General features: G+C 62.5%; 18 protein-coding genes. 8 read left to right on the plus strand and 10 right to left on the minus strand.

Annotated features, from left to right (window positions below; all coding sequences use genetic code 11):
- Positions 1-3 precede the first annotated feature (3 nt).
- From kdpC to ABD104_RS16465, 5 genes are all read left to right on the plus strand, one after another.
- Positions 4-669 (plus strand): potassium-transporting ATPase subunit KdpC, encoded by a 666-nt coding sequence (gene kdpC, locus ABD104_RS16445; protein ID WP_343927851.1) that lies wholly within the window; start codon positions 4-6, stop codon positions 667-669.
- Between the two features lie 13 nt (positions 670-682).
- The gene (locus ABD104_RS16450; RefSeq protein ID WP_343927852.1) at positions 683-1,138 is read left to right on the plus strand and encodes a PTS sugar transporter subunit IIA; all 456 of its coding nucleotides are present in this window, start codon (positions 683-685) and stop codon (positions 1,136-1,138) included.
- Between the two features lie 417 nt (positions 1,139-1,555).
- Complete coding sequence (locus tag ABD104_RS16455) at positions 1,556-4,273, plus strand: ATP-binding protein (RefSeq protein ID WP_343927853.1); 2,718 nt, start codon at positions 1,556-1,558, stop codon at positions 4,271-4,273.
- Between the two features lie 4 nt (positions 4,274-4,277).
- Positions 4,278-4,994, plus strand: coding sequence for a response regulator (locus ABD104_RS16460; RefSeq protein ID WP_343927854.1), 717 nt, complete (start codon positions 4,278-4,280; stop codon positions 4,992-4,994).
- A gap of 55 nt (positions 4,995-5,049) precedes the next feature.
- Positions 5,050-5,484, plus strand: a complete 435-nt coding sequence (locus ABD104_RS16465; protein ID WP_343927855.1) for a GNAT family N-acetyltransferase — start codon at positions 5,050-5,052, stop codon at positions 5,482-5,484.
- Positions 5,485-5,493: 9 nt separating this feature from the next.
- Here the strand turns inward: ABD104_RS16465 and ABD104_RS16470 are convergent, their stop codons facing one another.
- The 7 genes from ABD104_RS16470 to mobH all read right to left on the minus strand — a co-directional run bounded on the left by ABD104_RS16470 (position 5,494) and on the right by mobH (position 12,049).
- The gene (locus tag ABD104_RS16470) at positions 5,494-5,841 is read right to left on the minus strand and encodes a hypothetical protein (RefSeq protein ID WP_343927856.1); all 348 of its coding nucleotides are present in this window, start codon (positions 5,839-5,841) and stop codon (positions 5,494-5,496) included.
- Positions 5,841-6,554, minus strand: a complete 714-nt coding sequence (locus ABD104_RS16475; RefSeq protein WP_343927857.1) for a trehalose-6-phosphate synthase — start codon at positions 6,552-6,554, stop codon at positions 5,841-5,843. The genes ABD104_RS16470 and ABD104_RS16475 overlap by 1 nt, the downstream gene beginning before the upstream one ends.
- A gap of 34 nt (positions 6,555-6,588) precedes the next feature.
- Positions 6,589-7,521 (minus strand): ectoine hydroxylase, encoded by a 933-nt coding sequence (gene thpD, locus ABD104_RS16480; protein WP_324529161.1) that lies wholly within the window; start codon positions 7,519-7,521, stop codon positions 6,589-6,591.
- A 21-nt stretch (positions 7,522-7,542) separates the two neighbouring features.
- The gene (locus ABD104_RS16485; RefSeq protein ID WP_324529160.1) at positions 7,543-7,932 is read right to left on the minus strand and encodes an ectoine synthase; all 390 of its coding nucleotides are present in this window, start codon (positions 7,930-7,932) and stop codon (positions 7,543-7,545) included.
- Between the two features lie 50 nt (positions 7,933-7,982).
- Positions 7,983-9,236: a diaminobutyrate--2-oxoglutarate transaminase gene (gene ectB / locus ABD104_RS16490; protein WP_324529158.1), complete on the minus strand. Its 1,254-nt coding sequence runs from the start codon at positions 9,234-9,236 to the stop codon at positions 7,983-7,985.
- A 69-nt stretch (positions 9,237-9,305) separates the two neighbouring features.
- A complete protein-coding gene (gene ectA, locus ABD104_RS16495) occupies positions 9,306-9,863 on the minus strand; it encodes a diaminobutyrate acetyltransferase (protein ID WP_343927858.1) in 558 nt (185 codons plus the stop codon).
- A gap of 329 nt (positions 9,864-10,192) precedes the next feature.
- Positions 10,193-12,049: a MobH family relaxase gene (mobH, locus tag ABD104_RS16500; RefSeq protein ID WP_324529157.1), complete on the minus strand. Its 1,857-nt coding sequence runs from the start codon at positions 12,047-12,049 to the stop codon at positions 10,193-10,195.
- Positions 12,050-12,372: 323 nt separating this feature from the next.
- Between mobH and ABD104_RS16505 the strand changes: the two genes are divergently transcribed.
- From ABD104_RS16505 to ABD104_RS16515, 3 genes are all read left to right on the plus strand, one after another.
- Positions 12,373-12,999 (plus strand): integrase, encoded by a 627-nt coding sequence (locus ABD104_RS16505; protein WP_343927859.1) that lies wholly within the window; start codon positions 12,373-12,375, stop codon positions 12,997-12,999.
- A gap of 12 nt (positions 13,000-13,011) precedes the next feature.
- The gene (locus tag ABD104_RS16510) at positions 13,012-13,644 is read left to right on the plus strand and encodes an RES family NAD+ phosphorylase (RefSeq protein ID WP_343927860.1); all 633 of its coding nucleotides are present in this window, start codon (positions 13,012-13,014) and stop codon (positions 13,642-13,644) included.
- 83 nt (positions 13,645-13,727) lie between these two features.
- Positions 13,728-14,099, plus strand: coding sequence for a DUF3742 family protein (locus tag ABD104_RS16515; protein WP_343927861.1), 372 nt, complete (start codon positions 13,728-13,730; stop codon positions 14,097-14,099).
- An 84-nt stretch (positions 14,100-14,183) separates the two neighbouring features.
- On the opposite strand, the gene ABD104_RS16520 is transcribed toward ABD104_RS16515, so the two are convergent.
- The 3 genes from ABD104_RS16520 to ABD104_RS16530 are packed head-to-tail and all read right to left on the minus strand — an operon-like array spanning position 14,184 to position 17,467.
- Positions 14,184-15,692, minus strand: coding sequence for a conjugal transfer protein TraG N-terminal domain-containing protein (locus tag ABD104_RS16520; RefSeq protein ID WP_343927862.1), 1,509 nt, complete (start codon positions 15,690-15,692; stop codon positions 14,184-14,186).
- A 15-nt stretch (positions 15,693-15,707) separates the two neighbouring features.
- Positions 15,708-16,076 (minus strand): hypothetical protein, encoded by a 369-nt coding sequence (locus ABD104_RS16525; RefSeq protein WP_343927863.1) that lies wholly within the window; start codon positions 16,074-16,076, stop codon positions 15,708-15,710.
- The gene (locus tag ABD104_RS16530; protein WP_343927864.1) at positions 16,073-17,467 is read right to left on the minus strand and encodes an integrating conjugative element protein; all 1,395 of its coding nucleotides are present in this window, start codon (positions 17,465-17,467) and stop codon (positions 16,073-16,075) included. Before ABD104_RS16530 ends, ABD104_RS16525 begins: the two co-directional genes overlap by 4 nt.
- Between the last annotated feature and the right edge of the window lie 4 nt (positions 17,468-17,471).

The following is a 17,471-nucleotide window of genomic DNA, read 5'->3' on the forward strand; positions in this document are numbered from 1 at the left end:
ATCATGTCGACTCAACGTACAACCACCATCATTCATTCGCCGGCGGTCTCGGACAAGGGCCTGCTTCGCGGCTCCCTGGGCCTTGCGGCCTTCGCGCTGGTCGCCCTCGGCCTGCTTTATCCGCTGGCCGGAGTTGGCCTTGGTCAGGCGCTTTTCCCCGAAACTGCCAACGGCAGTCTGATCGAGCAAGGAGGCAAGATCCTCGGCTCGGAACTGGTCGCTCAGCCGTTCGCTGGCAAGCAGTACTTCCAACCGCGTCCATCCGCAGCCAACTACGATCCAATGGCGGTAGCCGGCAGCAACCAAGCGCGAACCAATCCGGAGATGCGCCAGCGTGTCGAGGAAGCACGAGCCGCCGTGGCTGAGCGGGAACACATTGATCCGAACGCTGTTCCTGGCGATCTGGTCACGCAGTCTGGCGGGGGGATCGATCCACATATCAGTCCGGAAGCGGCTGCCGTCCAGATCGCGCGTGTTGCGCAGGCACGCGGGTTGCAACCAGGCACTGTTGAAGGGCTCGTTGCACAGTACACAGAGGACAAGCAGTTCGGCGTGCTGGGACAGAGGCGAGTCAACGTGCTGAAGCTCAATCTCGCCCTGGATACGCATCAGGCTGCCTCTGCGACACCCTCGGGTGCGCAGTCCGAATCGGCGGTTCCCCAACGATAAGGACGGGAGGCGTATGAGCACGTTGAGCAAGCACCTGGATGAAATCGACATCCTGCTGGAGCGCAAAGCCGCGAGCAAGCGCGAAGTCTTCCAAGTCATCGGGCAGCACATGCAAACCGCCCATGGAGTATCGGCAGAGTCGGTTGAATCGTCGCTCCTTCGCCGTGAATCGGCTGGATCAACGGCACTTGGTTGTGGCGTAGCGATTCCGCATGCCCGTGTGAATGAGTTGGAGCGGATTCGTCTGCTCTACCTCAGGGTGGTTCCGGCGCTCGCGTTCGACAGTCCAGACGGTGAGCCGGTTTCGGACATCGTGGCCCTGATGGTCCCTGCGCCAGCGACGCAGGAACATTTGGACGTGCTTGCTCTTGTCGCTTCACTTTTTTCGGAGAAGGCGTTCAGAATGGCGCTGCACAAATGCGAGGAACCGGGTCAAGTCATGGAAGTCATTGCGAACTGGCCGAATTGAGAGGAGCGCAGCAAAGAAGCCATACTGTTGATGCCTCAGGGTACGAGGGATCATCAGTGATGTGCGTGGGCATCGCCTGCGAGGCCGGTCGCATTGCCGTCACGACGAGCGCTAGGCCTGGCGGGCGCTTGTTCCAATCACTTTTTCCCGCTAACGCCATGGGCCGGGCGGTGGTCCTCATGTTCTGTGCTGGATTTCGGCAACCCATGCGGATTGTCATCAGCGGCGTTCGCGCCTTGGATCTCGCGCTGTTACTGGGACGGGGTCACAGGCGGGAAGTGATCCTGCTATTTCAGCCGATGCCCGCGACTGCTTTGGCCGCCCTTGCATTGCATCAGCCATAAATCGCTGCCTTGCTTGCAGACTGTCAATTTCCGACTTACCGTTCTAAATGCACAGTGATCTTAAAAGGTAACCATGGGGGCTGAGAATACAGAAAAGGCTGACGCTCTCGTTGGGGAACTACGGCGCCAGGCTGCGGGCAGACTGACCGTCTTCCTGGGCGCTGCCCCCGGCGTAGGGAAGACCTACGCCATGCTGGCCCGTGCGCGAGACTTGCATCGCCAGGGGGTCGATGTGCTCATCGGGATCGTTGAAACACATGGCCGCGGTGAGACTCAGGCGATGGCGGATGGTTTGCCCCAGCTTGCAAGAAAGAAGGTTGAGTATCAGGGACGCACGCTCGAAGAAATGGACCTCGATGGCCTCTTGGCGCGCAAGCCCGCCATAGCCCTCGTAGACGAGCTGGCGCATCGCAATGCGCCCGGCAGTCGCCATGAACGCCGCTGGCAGGACGTCGAGGAACTTCTGGATGCAGGCATTGACGTGTATACCACGGTCAACATCCAGCATCTGGAGAGCTTGAATGACGTGGTGCATCAGATAACCGGAATTCGCGTGAGCGAAACCGTCCCTGATGCGGTGTTCGAGCGATTGCGAGACATTCGACTGGTTGACCTGCCTGCGCAGGAACTAATCGAACGCCTCAATCAGGGCAAGGTCTATCTGCCGGAACAAGCGGCTCAGGCTCTTCAGGCATTCTTCTCCCCCTCCAACCTTACGGCGCTCCGCGAGTTGGCGATGCAGACTGTCGCTGATCACGTGGACATCGATTTGCGTGAGAAGCGCACGGCTCGCGGACTGGCCGATATCGCCATTCAGCGCCATGTACTCATTGCCATCGATGGCAAAGGCCAATCCGAGTACCTGGTGCGCGCCGGCGCGCGGATCGCCGAACGCCGCGGGGCGCCCTGGTCGGTGGTGGCCGTCGATACAGGGAACTCCGCTGACGCGGCTCTTCATGCCGAAGATCTCGACCGCGCAGCATCGCAGCTCAATTCAATGGCTCGAGCCGAGCAACAACGTCAGATGGAACTTGACAAAGCCTTCGCTCTAGCTCGCAGCCTGGGTGGTGAAACAGAGTTGCTGCACAACACGGACATCACGCAAGCACTGCTGGATGCCGCTGCTGCGCGAAGGGCCCGCTCCATCGTGATCGGTCGCACGCGCGAGCGTCCGATCGCCAGGATGTTCAATCGAACGCTGACCCAGCAACTGCTGCAAAGAGGAGCCCGTTACGAATTAACCATTGTCAGCACGCCGCAAGCGAGACAAAAGGCGCGGGGTTTCCATAGCTTGACGGGTGAGCGTCTGGCCAAGGGCGAACCTACGCTGATCATGCTCGCCACCCTGGGGGCTATTGCTGCAGCGTTCATTGCGGAACGCTTCGTCGGACTTGAGGATCTGTCCACAGTCTTCCTGGTGGCCGTCTTGTTGGTGGCAGCCAGGACCCGTATGGTCACGGCCGTCATCACATCGATGCTGTGCTTTGCCGCTTATGACTTTTTCTTCATCGAACCACGCTTTACGTTTGTCATCAGCGCTCAGCGAGGTGTGGCGACTGTCCTTCTGTTCATGGCTGCAGCATTGATTGCTGGACGGCTTGCTTCGCAATTGAGAATGCAGGTCGTTTCATTGCGTGTGGCTAACACCCATGCCACGGCCATGCAGAACCTGGCTCGGCAATTGTCCAAAGCGGCCGATCTTGGACAGGTCATTTCCGCCAGCTTCTCCGTACTCCAGTCCAGTTTGAACGCCCAGGCATGGCTGCGCATCAATGGTGAATCTGGCCCAGCCGCAGTCCAGGGCGAACTGTCAGAGAAAGATATGGTCGCCGCCGACTGGTCTCAGCAACATGGTCAGGCCAGTGGCCGCTATACAGACACGCTGACCAATTCCGCTTGGTGGTTCTTGCCGATTCGCTCCGATCAGGACACGATCGGCGTCGTGGGATTGCGATTTCCTTCGGCGATGGGGCGGCTCTCATTCGAGCAGCGGCGTCTGGCTGAAAGCATGACGGAGGACATCGGTCAGGCAGCGCTGCGCGCCCGGCTGGTTTCCGAACTTGAGGTGGCCCGAGTCACGGGCGAGACGGAGCGGTTGCGCTCGGCCTTGCTGTCGTCTGTGTCCCACGACTTGCGCTCACCACTCTCTTCCATGATCGGTGCGGCCGAGAGCCTGTCCCGCTATGGCAAGGATATGAGTTCAGAAGATCGTCAAAGTCTGCTGGAAACGATCAGTGTCGAGGGTGAGCGACTGGATCGCTACATTCAGAATCTGCTGGACATGACTCGCCTCGGCCAGCAAGGCCTCACCTTGTCGCGTGATTGGATTGGTGTGGATGAGTTGATCGGTTCTGCCTCGCGGCGCCTGCAGCGTTATGAGCCGACAGTAAAGGTCGAAAGCGACATCGATCCCAAGATCGGCCTCATCCACGTTCATCCTGCATTAATCGAACAGGCCATCTTTAATGTCATGGAGAACGCAGCCAAGTTTTCCCCACCGGGCGAACCGATCCGCGTTCAGGCCAGACCCGCTGATGGCAATGCAGTCCTGATCGACATTTCGGACAGCGGGCCTGGCATCCCGGAGGACGAGCGACGCAGGATCTTCGACATGTTCTACAGCATGGAGCGCGGTGATCGCGGAAAACAGGGGACGGGCCTTGGCCTGACGATTGTGCAGGGCATTGTGGGTGCCCATATGGGAAAAGTAGAAGCGTTGCCCGGTCCGCAGGGACGAGGCACATTGATTCGGCTGACGTTGCCCATGGGCGAGCAGCCGAGCGAGGAATGAGACCATGAGCGCAGCTATCGATTCCGCGCCCGCGCCGCGCGTTCTTGTGATTGACGACGAGCCGCATATTCGCAAGTTCATCGACATCAGTCTGCGATCGCAAGGCTATCTCACGTTGTTGGCTGCGACGGGCCAGGAAGGCTTGAGCATGCTCGCGGGGAAAGGGGCTGACATCGTCGTGCTGGATCTCGGACTTCCAGATCGCGACGGCGAGGATGTTCTGAAAGAGCTGCGTCGATGGTCACGGGTCCCGGTCATCGTCCTGACCGTTCGCTCGGACGAGGAGGGGAAAGTCGCGTTGCTCGACGCGGGTGCCAATGACTATGTGACCAAGCCCTTCGGGATCGAGGAATTCATGGCACGCATTCGCGCGTTTCTCAGAGTGAGTGGACTGCGTAGCGAGACAGGACCCATCTACGATGACGGGAATCTGCACATCGACCTTTCCCAGCGCGAGGTAAAGCTCCAGGGCCAGGTCGTTCCCCTCACCCGGAAGGAGTTCGCGTTGCTGGCCCTCTTGGTCGAGCAAGCCGGCCGCCTGGTGCCACAGCCTCAGCTTTTGAAAGAGGTGTGGGGCCCGACCCACGAGGAAGATGCTCACTACCTGCGGATTCTTGTAGGGAAGTTGCGCAACAAGCTGGGGGACGACGCATCGGCACCTACTTACATCGTGACAGAGGCGGGTGTGGGACTCAGATTCGTCGGTAAGGAGCGGATCTGAATGCGTTGAGTTGGCAACAGAGCCACCCAGTCATTCGTGTGCCGCGCAGGAATTTATGCGTATAGAGTATTCGGAATCGTTGTCGGTCGATGAGCGGCAGCACATCGTGAATGAAGTCCTTCTTCATGATCGCGCGCCGGTAGGCGTTGGTATGCCGAGAGCCATTGGACTCAGCGCTCGCATTGACGATATGCTCGTGGGCGGAGTGTGTGGCCGCATCGAGAAGGATCGCTTGTATGTCGAGTATTTGTGGGTAGACAGCCGATTTCGTAGCCAGGGCATCGGTTCTAATTTGCTTCAAGCGGTCGAATCCGCGGCAAGGGATGGAGGTTGCGTCGAATCTCAGATTGAAACGCTATCGAGGAAGACGGCTCGGATTTACTTGGCGAGGGGCTATCGAGTCATGCATCATCTGTGCAACTACATCCCCGGATTGACGCTCATCGTCATGACAAAAGAGCTGGGTGAGTCGCATATCGTTGAGTGCTGATCGGCATTCTTACCACTGGGCGGGCGGTAGGTTTAACCGCTGTATCGCGCGCTTGACGAGCCAAGCCATGGTGATGGTGCCCAACAGATAGATGACGCCCGTCACGTTCGGCATGTTGCCAAATGAGGAAACCATGAATTCCTTGACTTTGAGGTAGGCCCATCCTGCCAAAGATGTCTCGTCAAATAGAATCGCAGCGAGCATAATGGCCGTCGATAGCCAACTATCCTTGCGCTGGCTATTGGCGTGCCTGAGCCCGTTTTGTGATCGAAGCACCGCAGCCCTCACTTGGATTCGCATGGCAAGGAGCACGTGCACCCCAGCAAGAGTCCAGAAAAACGCAGCTGCCCCGCTCATCAGAATCGACCAGAATCCGTTTCGCGGTGCCGCAAAACCTTGCTTAGAAGATTCTTTATCTTCGGCTGCTGGGCTGTGTCAGGCCGACTCAATGCTCGCAGGAACCGGTCGCACAGCCAGTGTGCGTCATACCGACTAATTGTTTCCATCAACGCTCGGTGCCGCTCTTGTCGCTCAGCAAGAGGCATGGTGAGAGCGCGGTGCATGACATAGGCCATGGACTCCTTGTCGTAGGGGTTGACAGCCAGGGCAGCCGGCATTTGTTCGGCATCCCCCGTAAACTTCGAGAGAACCAGAACCCCGGGGGCATCGGGGTTCTGTGCCGCGACAAACTCTTTTGCCACCAAACTCACGCCGTCTCTAAGCGGGGTTACGAGCGCAACCTGCGCTGCTTGATAGAGTCCAGCAAGTTCCTCGCGGCTCAGCGTCCTGTGGATGTAGCGAACAGGCGCCCAATTCAGTTCCCCTATGTCCCCGTTGAGCGCGCCGCACAAGGATTCAATTTCACTTTGAATATCGGTGCAATCAATGTGATCTTGCACAGTCCATCCTGACCGATTTCTCCGCTCATCTGAACAACCCAGCCTTTGCCAAAACAGCTCGCAGCCCCCATCACCCCCAAAACCTTCACCCGCGCCCGCAAGCTGCAGCCGCCGACGCTCTTGGGCGCCCTGCTGAGCTGTCGAGGCGCCAGCGTGCAAAGCGGTCTTCATGGGGTTGTCCTCCTCTACGGTGATGGTGGTGGTATCAGTGGGAAGCGCCGGACGACAGGGGCGTGAAATCCTGGCGTTCCGCGATGAAGTTGGGGCGCGGGGCCAGGCCGCAGAAGGGGGCCACCGGGGTGTTGTGCACGCTGTTGTAGACCACGAAGATGTTGCTGCGCGGCAGCGGCGTGATGTTCGAGTTCGAGCCGTGCATGACGTTGCACTCGAAGAAGGTCACGGCGCCGGCCAGCCCCGTAGGCGCGGTGATGCCGAAGTCGTTGACCAGGCGGGTCAGGCTCTCGTCGTCGGGCACCCCCACTTCCTGGCGGCGCAGCGACGCCTTGTAGTGGTTGTCGGGCGTCGCGCCGACGCACGAGACGAAGCGCTGGTGCGAACCGGGGATGAGCATCAGCGGTCCGTTGTGCGGGGTGTTGGCCGTCAGGCTGACCGAGCAACTGACCATGCGCATGGCGGGGACGCCGTCCTCGACGTGCCAGGTCTCGAAGTCGGAGTGCCAGTAGAACTCCTTACCTCGGAAGCCGCCCTTGTAGTTGACGCGCGACTGGTGGATGTAGACCTCGCCGCCCAGCAACTGGCGCGCGATGGCCACCAGCTTCGGGTGCCGGCACAGCCGGCGCAGCACCTCGCTGGAGCGGTGCACCGCGAAGATCGAGCGCAGCTCGCGGCTGCCGGGTTCGATCACGGCCTCATCCGCGTCCTTGACGGCCTCGTTCTGGCGCAGCCTTTGCAGCTCCAGCAGGGCGGCGGTGATGTCGGCCTCGCTCAGCAGCCCGTCGAAGCCGAGGTAGCCGTTGTCTTCGTAGAACAGCAGTTGCTGCTGCGTCAGCGGGCCATCGCCCGGTTTGCCGTGGACCACCGGGTCCAGGCGTGGGCTGATTCGCGCCTCGGGCGCATGGCGGGAGGGATAGCGGTCGTCCTCGCGGACGTGGGCGGTGTGGGTGGCGCTGTGCATCATGGCCGGGTATCCTCCTGGCCTTCAGTCGCTCAGCGCGTACGCGCCGGTCTCGTCGTGCACTTCGCGGCCGGTCAGCGGCGGGTTGAACACGCACACCATGCGCATGTGCGTGCCCTTGTTGGCACGCAGGATGTGGTGGTCGTGCCGGTTGAGCGCGTAGAGGGTGCCCACGCGGATCGGGTGCGTGACGCCGGTGGCCAGGTCGGTGATCTCACCCTCGCCTTCGATGCAGTACACGGTCTCCAGGTGGTTGCGGTACTGCATCTCCAGCTCGGCGCCGGGCTTGATGATGGTGTCGTTGACCGAATAGCCCATGCCCGCGTCCTTGTAGATCAGGCGGCGGCTGGTCCAGCCTTCGGTGTCGACGTCGGCGGCGGTGCCCAGGATGTCATCGAGGTGTTTGACGATCATGTGAGGAAATCCTTGCTTTCTGGCTTGTTTGTGGGATGGGGCAGAACGGTTCAGGAGGCCTGGCTCAGGGCCGAGCGCAGACCCTGGTCGATGGTGTCGAGCCCGTGTGCGAGCTCGTCCTCCTTGATGGTCAGGCTGGGCAGCAGCTTGAGCACCTGGTCGTCGATGCCGGCGGTTTCGATCACCAGGCCGCGCTCGAAGCAGGCCTGCGAGATGCGGGATGCCAGTGACGCGTCCGTGAACTCGACGCCGTGGATCAGGCCCCGGCCGCGCACGCTGCCATCGATGCCGTGCCTGTTCAGCATGTGTTCGAGAGATTCCTGCACCAGCAGGCTCTTCTGGCCGATGGCCTCCTGCAGCGTGGTGCCGCACCAGTAGCCCAGCGCGGCCGTGGCGGTGACGAAGGCGGGGCAGTGGCCCCGGAAGGTGCCGTTGTGCTCGCCCGGCGCCCACTGGTCCAGGTCGGGCCTGATCAACACCAGCGCCAGCGGCAAGCCGTAGCCCGACAGAGACTTGGACAGCGTGACGATGTCCGGCACGATGCCCGCTTCCTCGAAGCTGAAGAAATGCCCCGTGCGCCCGCAGCCCACCTGGACATCGTCGACGATAAGCACGATGCCGTGCTGCTGTGTAATCTCGCGCAGCCGGCGCAGCCAGTCGACGCTGGCCACGTTCACGCCGCCCTCGGCCTGTACGGTTTCCAGGATCACGGCTGCGGGCAACTCGGTGCCGCTGCCGTTGTCCTGCAGCACAGACTCGAGGTAATCAAGCGTATCTGTGTCCGAACCCATGTAGCCGTCGAACGGCATAAAAGCCGCATGGGTCAACGGAATGCCGGCGCCGGCGCGCTTGAAACCGTTGCCGGTCACCGACAACGCCCCCAGCGACATGCCGTGGAAGGCGTTGGTGAAGCTCACCACCGTTTCGCGTCCGGTGACCTTGCGCGCCAGCTTCAGCGCGGCTTCGACCGCGTTGGTGCCGGTGGGGCCGGGGAACTGCAGCTTGTAGGCCAGCTTGCGCGGCTCCAGGATGGTCTGCTGGAAGCGCTCGATGAAGGCGGCCTTGGCCTCGCTGTACATGTCCAGCGTGTGCGTGATGCCGTCGCGCACCAGGTAGGCCAGCAGGGCCTGCTTGAGGCAGTCGGGGTTGTGCCCATAGTTCAGCACGCCGGCACCGCTGAAGAAATCCAGGTAGCGGCGGCCGTTGGCGTCGGTCATCCAGGCGCCCTTGGCCGATGCGAACACCGTCGGAAAACTGCGGCAGTAGCCGCGCACCTCTGACTCGTGCTGTTCGAAGATATTCATGAAAGCTCCTCTCCTTTCTTGGGACATGGGGACGAACGAATACGCGCCGGACCCGGCGCTGGCGCAGGCTCAGCGCGCGTGGGCAGATTCGTCGCGGGGAATCGGCCCGATCCGCAGCAGGGGTTCGGCCGGGTGATCAATGGGAAACTGGTCGGGGGTGAAGTGGGGTTGCACGGCCAGTGGCGCTCCTAACTGGCGGGCCAGCGCGCCGAACAACGCGCGCGAGGCGCAGTTGTCGGGGGCGACCGTGGCCGTGATCCAGCGTGCATCCCGGTTGGCCGGCAGCTGCCGCCAGGCCGTGAGCATCTGCAGCCCCAGCCCCTGGCCGCAGTAGTCGGGCAGCACGCCCACCTGCCACACGAAGGCCGCCTCAGGCTCGCGCGGTGGCCGGTAGCCGATCACGGCGCCTGCGGACTGGCCTTGGTGCTGTGCCAGCAGGCAGGTGCCGCCGAAGTCGGTAGCCATCAGCAGGTACAGGTATGGGGAGTTCAGCTCCAGCGTGCCGGCGGCCTGCACCAGGCGCCACAACGTGGCGCCGTCGGACGGGTGGACGGATCGGAAATCGAAGACTACGGACAGTCCACTTCTATCTGGAGTGTGCAGACCCGACAGATGATTTGAAAACACAATTAACCTACCGCTCATACGACCTCTCTGCTCCCATTTGCAGCGATGGAACTGCACAAAGAAAGGCAACAGTTGGAAATGCTACTTTGGAGGACGACAGCCCACCGTAAAATTGGTGATAAATTCCCTGAGCTGCCTTGTTTAGGCGGTAACATGAAGCAGGATCGGAACGTTCGACGCTGAGACAAGGCGCCGAGCAACCTCGGTATCTTGTTGGCGTTGCGCCGTCTGGGCCGAGGCCAAGTCCGCTGCAAACTCCGCGCTGGTTGCATGCGGCTGTGCCCAGTTGAGCTGAGCAGCGTTGGCGGCGGCACCGGGCGAATCCACTTTCACTGGTCGTGGTTCGCTTGAACAAGAGAAAGATACGGATTGTTCGGTGGCGAGTTATCGAACAGATGCACAGGGTCTTTGAGAAGATAGCCATGGAGGCGGCGCGCCTTCCGTGGTCCTGCGACATCACATATCCAGATGTTCAGGCCGTTGGGTTGCTTGCGATGCACTTGCAGTCGTTCGAATCGTTTTTGCACCCATTGCCAATCTGACTGCTCCTCCTGTTTGGCCAGCGCACTTACCTGTGGATGTTCCTGCGCATACCGCTGGAACACGCCGGGACTGACCAAGTACGCGGTATCGCTCACCGAATGCACCAGCGCCTTCGCGTCGTTGATGATGAGGCGCCGCGAAGCGATGCCCTTTCGCAGCCACGCCATGAAGTGCTCGCCCGAAGGCTTCGTGGCCGAAAGCGCGGGCGCTGGTGTTTGTGACGAAGGCAGCGCCGCTACCGAGGCTGACTCGGGCACGTCGGGGCGCATGTTGGGCGCATCGTGCGAGGCAGTTTCCACATCCTGCGCAGAGGCCATTCCCACCATCGCCAGCATGTCCTCGACGACATCGGACATGACCTGAGGCTTGGGGGGATGAATAGAAGCGGTGCTTCCAGCTTCTTCCCATGGCAGCGCCTCTTGGCTTGCCGAGGCGGCCTTCGCATCAGCCGTGGGAGGTGGGAGCGACGTATCGGCCTCTTTGTCCGCAGGAGCCGTGTCGATCGCCACCGTCCCGGCGAACGGCGTCGGCCGTTCGCTAGGCTCCCAAATCAGCGCAGGCGCCAGTCGCAACAGGGTGAACGAATGGGACCAGCCGGTGGAACTGGTCACGGTCGTGCGCCAGATCGCCTTGCCGTCGGGCGTCGGCTGCAACATGCCGTGGTCCTGCAGTACGTTGAACACCGCGGTGTTGTTCGCAGGGATGCCATCAATGCCCTGGGACAGCAGGTGCGCGCGGAGCTTGTCCGAGACCGTCTTGCTGACCAGCCACAGCGCGTCCTCGGTGAGCCAGCCATCGGAGGCTTCTGGCTGATTCAGTTTCAGCTTTTCCTTGAGCAGGTACCGCAGCCCGTCGACCAGCTTACGTTGGAGCGAGTGCTTGGGCGCGGCCATGGCGCGCGCGGGATCGCCGCCCAGTTCTTGGGCGACAGAGGCGCGGTCGGCCTGCACCACCAGTTCCCCCAGCACCCCGGCGTGCTCGTACTGTCCGGCCAGGACGTAGAGCAGCGGCGCCCACAGGGATGGATAGCCACTGAGCCAGTCCAGTAGATCGCGATCGAGCAGTTGCCGGTAGAGCAAGCCTGTTGCGGCGCTGTGGAGCCGGTACTCGCGATCGTCGCGGTAGCGGAAGCGGTACGGTTGGCGCAGTGGGCCGTGCCACGGGTGCCAGGTGCAGCCGTCGGCCAGTTCGACGTGCAGATCGACCGCCACCTTGCCGATGTCATGGAGCAACGCGGCATAAGCGACGGCCGCAGTCCAGGCTTCGGCCTGCGCCGCCTGGTCTTCGGGGCTGGCCCCGACGGGCAGCAAATGGGACTGCCGCAGCTTCAGGCTGTAGGCGACGATTTCCAGGCCATGGTCGAGCATGCCGCCGGGGTATGCGTGGTGGTGCGCTTCGGAGGCTGGGAACGCCTGGACCAGTTCGGCGTAGCGTTCCAGTGGTGTACGGTACAAGGTGGCGAACTGCCTGTGCGAGAGCGAGGTGCGCTGCCAGATGTGTTCCAGCAGCTTCTGCCGGCGCGGGGTGGCCAGCAGCGATGCAGCCGACTCCGGCCGCATCAACCCTTTCGGGGGTTCGACGGCGGGGGCTGGCGACGGCGCGGCAGCGACCGGGGGCCGTTTTCGCTGGAACAGGGAGAGCATGTCGGTGTCCTGATGGCGGGCCGGGTGGGAGGCCTTTTCGCCTTTTCGCCTTTTCGGGGTAGGGCCTTTCCCCTTGCACCCCATTCCCTTCCCGTTTCGACCCTTTGGCCTTTAACCGTTTCGGTATAGCGGGGTCTGGGTTGCGGCTCCAGCGTCAATGCGGAACCCGCACGAATGGATTGGACGGCGACCTGGCGCTGGCCCCGGCCTATGCTGCCGGGACGCTACACCGCCAGGTAGGTTCCCACTCTGGCGACTAAGTTGACAAAGGCGACAAAGGCGACTAGAGTGAATCCTGTCTCAAACCTACCTGGGAGCTGACCATGCCCACTGCGATCGAATTCATTGCCGACCGGCTGCCGCGCGTCACGGTGGAGGATGTGCGCCGTTTCGCGAATACCGTCGAAATCCGGGATGCCAAGGCTTTCGCGGCCGAGTTGCAGGCGTTCGTCCACGAGCGTGTGGAGGCGGTGAAACTACCCGCCAGCCTCGAAGGCGAAACGGTGAAGCAGTCCCTGGCACGCAAGGCGGCCGCACTGCGTGCCGACGCGCGCTGGGCACCGAATGAAACCGACGTCCAGCGAGGCCGCGCCGTGCTGCTGGAAACCTTCAATCAGCCGCACAACCTGCCGTTGGCTGAGTACGCCAAGCTGGCGGACAAGTCGCGCCAGCAGATCTACAAGGACATCCTCGCCCGTCGGCTGCTGGCGCTGAACGTGGGGCCGCGCGGCCAGAAGCTGCCCGACTGGCAGCTCGACCCGGTGAAGCAGCAGTTGACGCAGACCGTGCTCCAGGAGGTCGAGGGCATCGACCACTGGACGATCTACCGCGCGCTGTCCGAACCGCTCGAAGGCCTGGGCGGTCTCTCGCCGGTGGATGCGGTGACGCATGGCACGATCGACGACGTGGCCGAGGCCGTGTTCAACGTGCTGGGCGTTCAGGTGCATTGACGCGAGACCGCTATGAGCCACGAGCTGCTTTCGTTCCTGATCGATGCCGGTGAACTGCTCCAGCACGTGAGCCGCACCGCCTATCGGGGCAGCCCGCTGTACTATGGCCGCAGCAGCACGAATCGCTACGATGACCCGGCAGGGGCCTATGGCGTGCTCTACCTGGGGCGCGACCTGCCCACGGCGCTGATGGAGTCGGTGTTTCACAAGCACCGGTGGCTCGCGGACACGAGACGCTCGATCGCGCTGAAAGAAGTTCAGGGCCGGATGGTGCGCGCCGTAGGGGCGGTGGCCAACGTGCTTCTGGCTGATCTCACGGCGCCGGGCGTCATGGCGGGCTACTTCGGCTTGAATCTGGAGCAGTTGGCCAGCCGCGACTACACACACACCCAGCACGTGTCCGCCCAGGTGCATGCGATGCTCGGTGACGACGGCCAGCCACTGTTCGACGGGGTGCTCTATCCGTCGCGCAACAACTATCCCGCCACGAGCATCGCCCTGTTCGAGCGTGCGGGAATGAAGGTCAGCGTCATCGAGGACATCGACCTGGTTGACCATGTGGATTGGCCGCGTTTCGTTGCCGCCTATCGCATCGGCGTGGAACCTGACCCCGGCCCGGTGGAACCGGATGACGAAGCGTCCTGACGCAGCAAGAGAACACATTGAAGCCCAAACAGAATGAAATGAAGCAAACTGGAATAGGTATTCCTCAGTAGCAGGAGACAACCATGAACACCACGTCCCGCATCAGCATCGCAGAACGCCTCGGCCGCGCCGTTGGCCGTGGTTGGCGCGCCTATGCGCGGGGCGAACGGCGGGCGTCGAACTGGTTGGTGTCCAAGGGAGTGCCAACGGTTGGCACCACCGCGCTCGTGTGGGTAGTCAAGCTAGCCGCGCTTGGGGTGCTGCTCTATGCCTCCTTCTGGCTGGCACTGGTACTGGTGGGCCTATTGCTGGTAGCGCGCGGCCTTGGCAAAGGCGGTGATGACTTCTCAATGCCACGCGACGAACTGCGCCATGGAGAAGCTGGGTTCGGCTTGTATTCGTCGGATGGGTATCGTCTTGATCCGCACGACCCCAGCGATCCGTACGACGATTAGTCAAAGTGCCCGGTACCTGATTCTGTTTTGCGGAAGAGGAAACGATAGACACGTATCTACAGAAAGTTGCCTCTGGATTCAGCCTCACCGAAGCACCCTGTTGACCCCCGACGACGTACTCTCCTTGGCGTCCTTTGAGCCCGTCGCAAGATTCTGCGCAAGCGCTCCGGCTTTCACGCCGGCCCACCCCAAAGCAGCGAGCCAAAACGTCGGCAGGACCAAGAACATCGTGCCCATGACGAAGTTCAGGAGCATGTCCCCGAACGCATTGTTCAATCCCACCAGTGGGTCGAAGTTGTTGTGCGGCCGGTTCCAGCCCCAGCCCCACCCATAGAGCGCGTCGAGGATAGTGCTGTCGATCCAGCGTGCGAGCTGGAACCAAAAATCCACGAAGAACAGCGCGAACTGCACGACGCTGACGGTAACAACCGTCTTCAGGTCGTAGGTGCCAATGACCAGCACGAGTGGGATGCAGATGACCAGCGCCATTTTGAGCAAGGCGAGCACCATAGGCAGTGCCTGGCGAACGACGTCCATGGCAGGGAACGCGGCGATTCCCCCAACGGCCATTCCTACGTCGCCGGCCGCGCGCGTGATGACGTTCGGCAAGGTCTTGTCGATCTGGCCACCGTAGTCCGTATAGACACTGCCCTGGTTCAGCTTCTGCTGTCTCGGTGCAGCGATGGTGCGGATCACGGAGTCGTCCACCTCGGCGCGGCTCAGGAACCCAGCCCAGCCCGCCACCCGTGTGAGTAAATTTGGGTCCACCTGACCCAACAGCCGCGCCCTCAGGCCGTTGCTGCCATCAGCCCACCACTGCCGGCAGCTCGGGTAGCCACCGCCGCTGGACACCTGGGCCAGCCCGGCATCACGGTTGCTGTCGTAGGGCCAATCATCGCGTGGCGTGCTCGACCGATAGTTGTCGTAGTAGCCGGCTGTGTCCGTGAAAAAGCGCGAACCAATCCAGGTCACGTCGTGCATCTGTGCGTCATCGAGGGTCGGACGCTGCATGAATAGCTTGGCGCGGGCCGGCCCGTAGCAGTCGTGCGTGAAATCCGCGACCTCCTGAGCCAACACTGGGTCGTCGATGCGCGTGGCGTCGATCTCCATGCGCATCTGCCGTAAATCAGTGCCGCAAGGGATCGCCGCCACGGACGCACCCGTAACCGCACGCGAGAGCGCGTGCATGAAGGCCCACCACACCGGCAGCTTGGCGCTCTGGTTGTTGAGCGTCGAGAAAGACTGCGACCAGCCCGTGTCGGTAGGCTGCGGCACGCTGACCTGGCACTGCGCCGAGCGCGAGCTGTCGTACTGGATGGTGTTGAGGTCCACGTCGATGAATGGAATGCCAGCGAACATCACCACCACGATGGCGACGAACACCCGGTTCTCAATGCGCGCAGCCGACAGCACGCCCTTGTTGCCTTCGTCCGCGCCTTCCGCGCGGGCCTTGAGCCATTCCTGCACGATGATCGCCACGAAAGGCAGCGCGAATACCCCGCTGGACACCAGCACGGCCCATATCCCGTTATGGACGATCCAGGAGACGAGGGTGAGGTAGTACTCCAGGTAGTCGGTCGTGAAAAGCGTCATGGCCCGAACCTCCCCTCAGCCCTGCATCAGCAGGCTGGCTTCCAGCGCCACGATGGCGATGACACTGGCGATCTCGCTGCGCACCAGGCGGCGCCGTGCCTGCCCATCCGCGTTGTTCTGGGCCTCGCGCGCCAGCAACCGGCGGCGCATCCAGACCCATCCATAGGCTGTCGCGCCGTACAGGCACAGCCGCCACACCAGGAAGTAGCCCGCGGCAGCGGCCAGCCACTGCTCCCAGCCGGCAACGCTGCCGACCAGGTAGATGCCGACCACATTGGCTCCCACGGCAGTCGCGACGATCACCACCGTCCATAGCAGCGCCTTCGCCGCGCGCTGGCTGAACAGCCAGCGCCGGCGCAGCCAGTTCGCGCGCATCGGACTCATGGTCGGCCTCCCGGGTTGCCCTTCTGCAACTGGTCGAGGCGGTCGGGCACCGGGTCGCCCTCATAGACGCCGCGCGAACCCGCCGCGCGCGTACCGTGGCGCTGGATGATGGCCATCGGCGAGTTGTTGGCCAGCTCGCGGCGCAGCTCCAGCTCGGTCTTGAGGTTGAGGATCTCCTGATCGAGCGTGCTGCTCTCGTGGTTCACGGCCTCGACGGCCAACTGGTTGGCCGCCACGTTGGGCTCCTTCTTGCCCGTCAGCAGGGTCCGCTGGAGCAGCAATGCCTTCTCCAGCACCGACGACAGCGCGACCTCGGACGCCAGGCGTCGCGCGAGCAGGTCTTGGTCCGGCTCGTCGCGCAGCGCCTCGACGACGCCGCGCGTGATCGGCAGCGAGCTGCTACCCGCCTCGCGCAGGTTCTCGAACGTCGTGTTGCGCGTGCCCGAGATCAGTTCCTGCAGTGCTTCCAGCTTCGCCTCGTATTCTTCCTGGATCAGCGGCGTCAGCCCGACACCGGGCACCGTCTCGGTCTTGGTGCAGGAGTCGCAGGTGCGCTGCACCTGTTCTCCGAGGACCCGCGTGGCCCATTCGGTCGCTTGCTGCGGTGACGTCCAAGTTTGGCATGACAGGCTCGCGCAGCTGGCTGCTGCAATGGACGACGTGTCGGTCACGCCACGGCCGTTGACCAGGTTGTAACCCGCGCGGGTGACATCGCCGACCACCCGGATAGCGGGCTGGCCTGCGCCGCCAGCATTGCTGCCGCCCACCCAGGACACGCCGTCATTGCCCCGGCGCGTCTCGGCCTGCTCAATCGCCGACACGGCATCCGTGCTCGACACCGCATCGCGCAGCGCCATGCCTTCGGCCATCTGGCTCCAGCCAAGCTGGCCGCCCGCGGTCTCGGCCATCTTCTCGGCCATGGCGCGGCACGTCAGCTTCGAGCGGTCGAAGTCCAGCCGAGCCTGCAGCACGCCATTCGTGAGCAAGTTGTACAGGCCAGGATCGGCGCGCTGGATGATCAACGCAGGCAGGGATGCCACGGCACTCGTGGCGCTCTGGATCACGTTGCCCATGATCTGCTGGAAACCATTCGTGATGCCGTTGAGCTGATTGCGCAGCGTGGTCTGAATGCTCATGTCGCCGCAGATCAGGTTGCTGTTCCACCCCACGCCGACCCCGATCGAGCGCATGCCGGCTGCACGGCCCATGGACACGGCGCTGCCGCCGCCGATTGAGTACATGACGTCATCGCCGATGACGGGGCCGCTGTTCTGGTATCCGACCTGTGCCCATGCCAGGCCGCAGACCAGGGCGAGCGCGCCGGCCAGTGCCGTCGGACGCAACAGGCGGTACGCCATGGTGGAAAGATTCGTCGGTTCAGGACGCTTCATCGCC

Origin of the sequence: Pigmentiphaga daeguensis (assembly GCF_039523035.1) — a bacterium.
Classification (GTDB): Bacteria; Pseudomonadota; Gammaproteobacteria; order Burkholderiales; family Burkholderiaceae_B; genus Pigmentiphaga; species Pigmentiphaga daeguensis.

Coding starts and splice junctions, on each gene's coding strand:
- kdpC (WP_343927851.1), top strand. CDS start 4: ATGTCGACTCAACGTACAACCACCATCATTCATTCGCCGGCGGTCTCG.
- ABD104_RS16450 (WP_343927852.1), top strand. CDS start 683: ATGAGCACGTTGAGCAAGCACCTGGATGAAATCGACATCCTGCTGGAG.
- ABD104_RS16455 (WP_343927853.1), top strand. CDS start 1,556: ATGGGGGCTGAGAATACAGAAAAGGCTGACGCTCTCGTTGGGGAACTA.
- ABD104_RS16460 (WP_343927854.1), top strand. CDS start 4,278: ATGAGCGCAGCTATCGATTCCGCGCCCGCGCCGCGCGTTCTTGTGATT.
- ABD104_RS16465 (WP_343927855.1), top strand. CDS start 5,050: ATGCGTATAGAGTATTCGGAATCGTTGTCGGTCGATGAGCGGCAGCAC.
- ABD104_RS16470 (WP_343927856.1), bottom strand. CDS start 5,841: ATGAGCGGGGCAGCTGCGTTTTTCTGGACTCTTGCTGGGGTGCACGTG.
- ABD104_RS16475 (WP_343927857.1), bottom strand. CDS start 6,554: ATGAAGACCGCTTTGCACGCTGGCGCCTCGACAGCTCAGCAGGGCGCC.
- thpD (WP_324529161.1), bottom strand. CDS start 7,521: ATGATGCACAGCGCCACCCACACCGCCCACGTCCGCGAGGACGACCGC.
- ABD104_RS16485 (WP_324529160.1), bottom strand. CDS start 7,932: ATGATCGTCAAACACCTCGATGACATCCTGGGCACCGCCGCCGACGTC.
- ectB (WP_324529158.1), bottom strand. CDS start 9,236: ATGAATATCTTCGAACAGCACGAGTCAGAGGTGCGCGGCTACTGCCGC.
- mobH (WP_324529157.1), bottom strand. CDS start 12,049: ATGCTCTCCCTGTTCCAGCGAAAACGGCCCCCGGTCGCTGCCGCGCCG.
- ABD104_RS16505 (WP_343927859.1), top strand. CDS start 12,373: ATGCCCACTGCGATCGAATTCATTGCCGACCGGCTGCCGCGCGTCACG.
- ABD104_RS16510 (WP_343927860.1), top strand. CDS start 13,012: ATGAGCCACGAGCTGCTTTCGTTCCTGATCGATGCCGGTGAACTGCTC.
- ABD104_RS16515 (WP_343927861.1), top strand. CDS start 13,728: ATGAACACCACGTCCCGCATCAGCATCGCAGAACGCCTCGGCCGCGCC.
- ABD104_RS16520 (WP_343927862.1), bottom strand. CDS start 15,692: ATGACGCTTTTCACGACCGACTACCTGGAGTACTACCTCACCCTCGTC.
- ABD104_RS16525 (WP_343927863.1), bottom strand. CDS start 16,076: ATGAGTCCGATGCGCGCGAACTGGCTGCGCCGGCGCTGGCTGTTCAGC.
- ABD104_RS16530 (WP_343927864.1), bottom strand. CDS start 17,467: ATGAAGCGTCCTGAACCGACGAATCTTTCCACCATGGCGTACCGCCTG.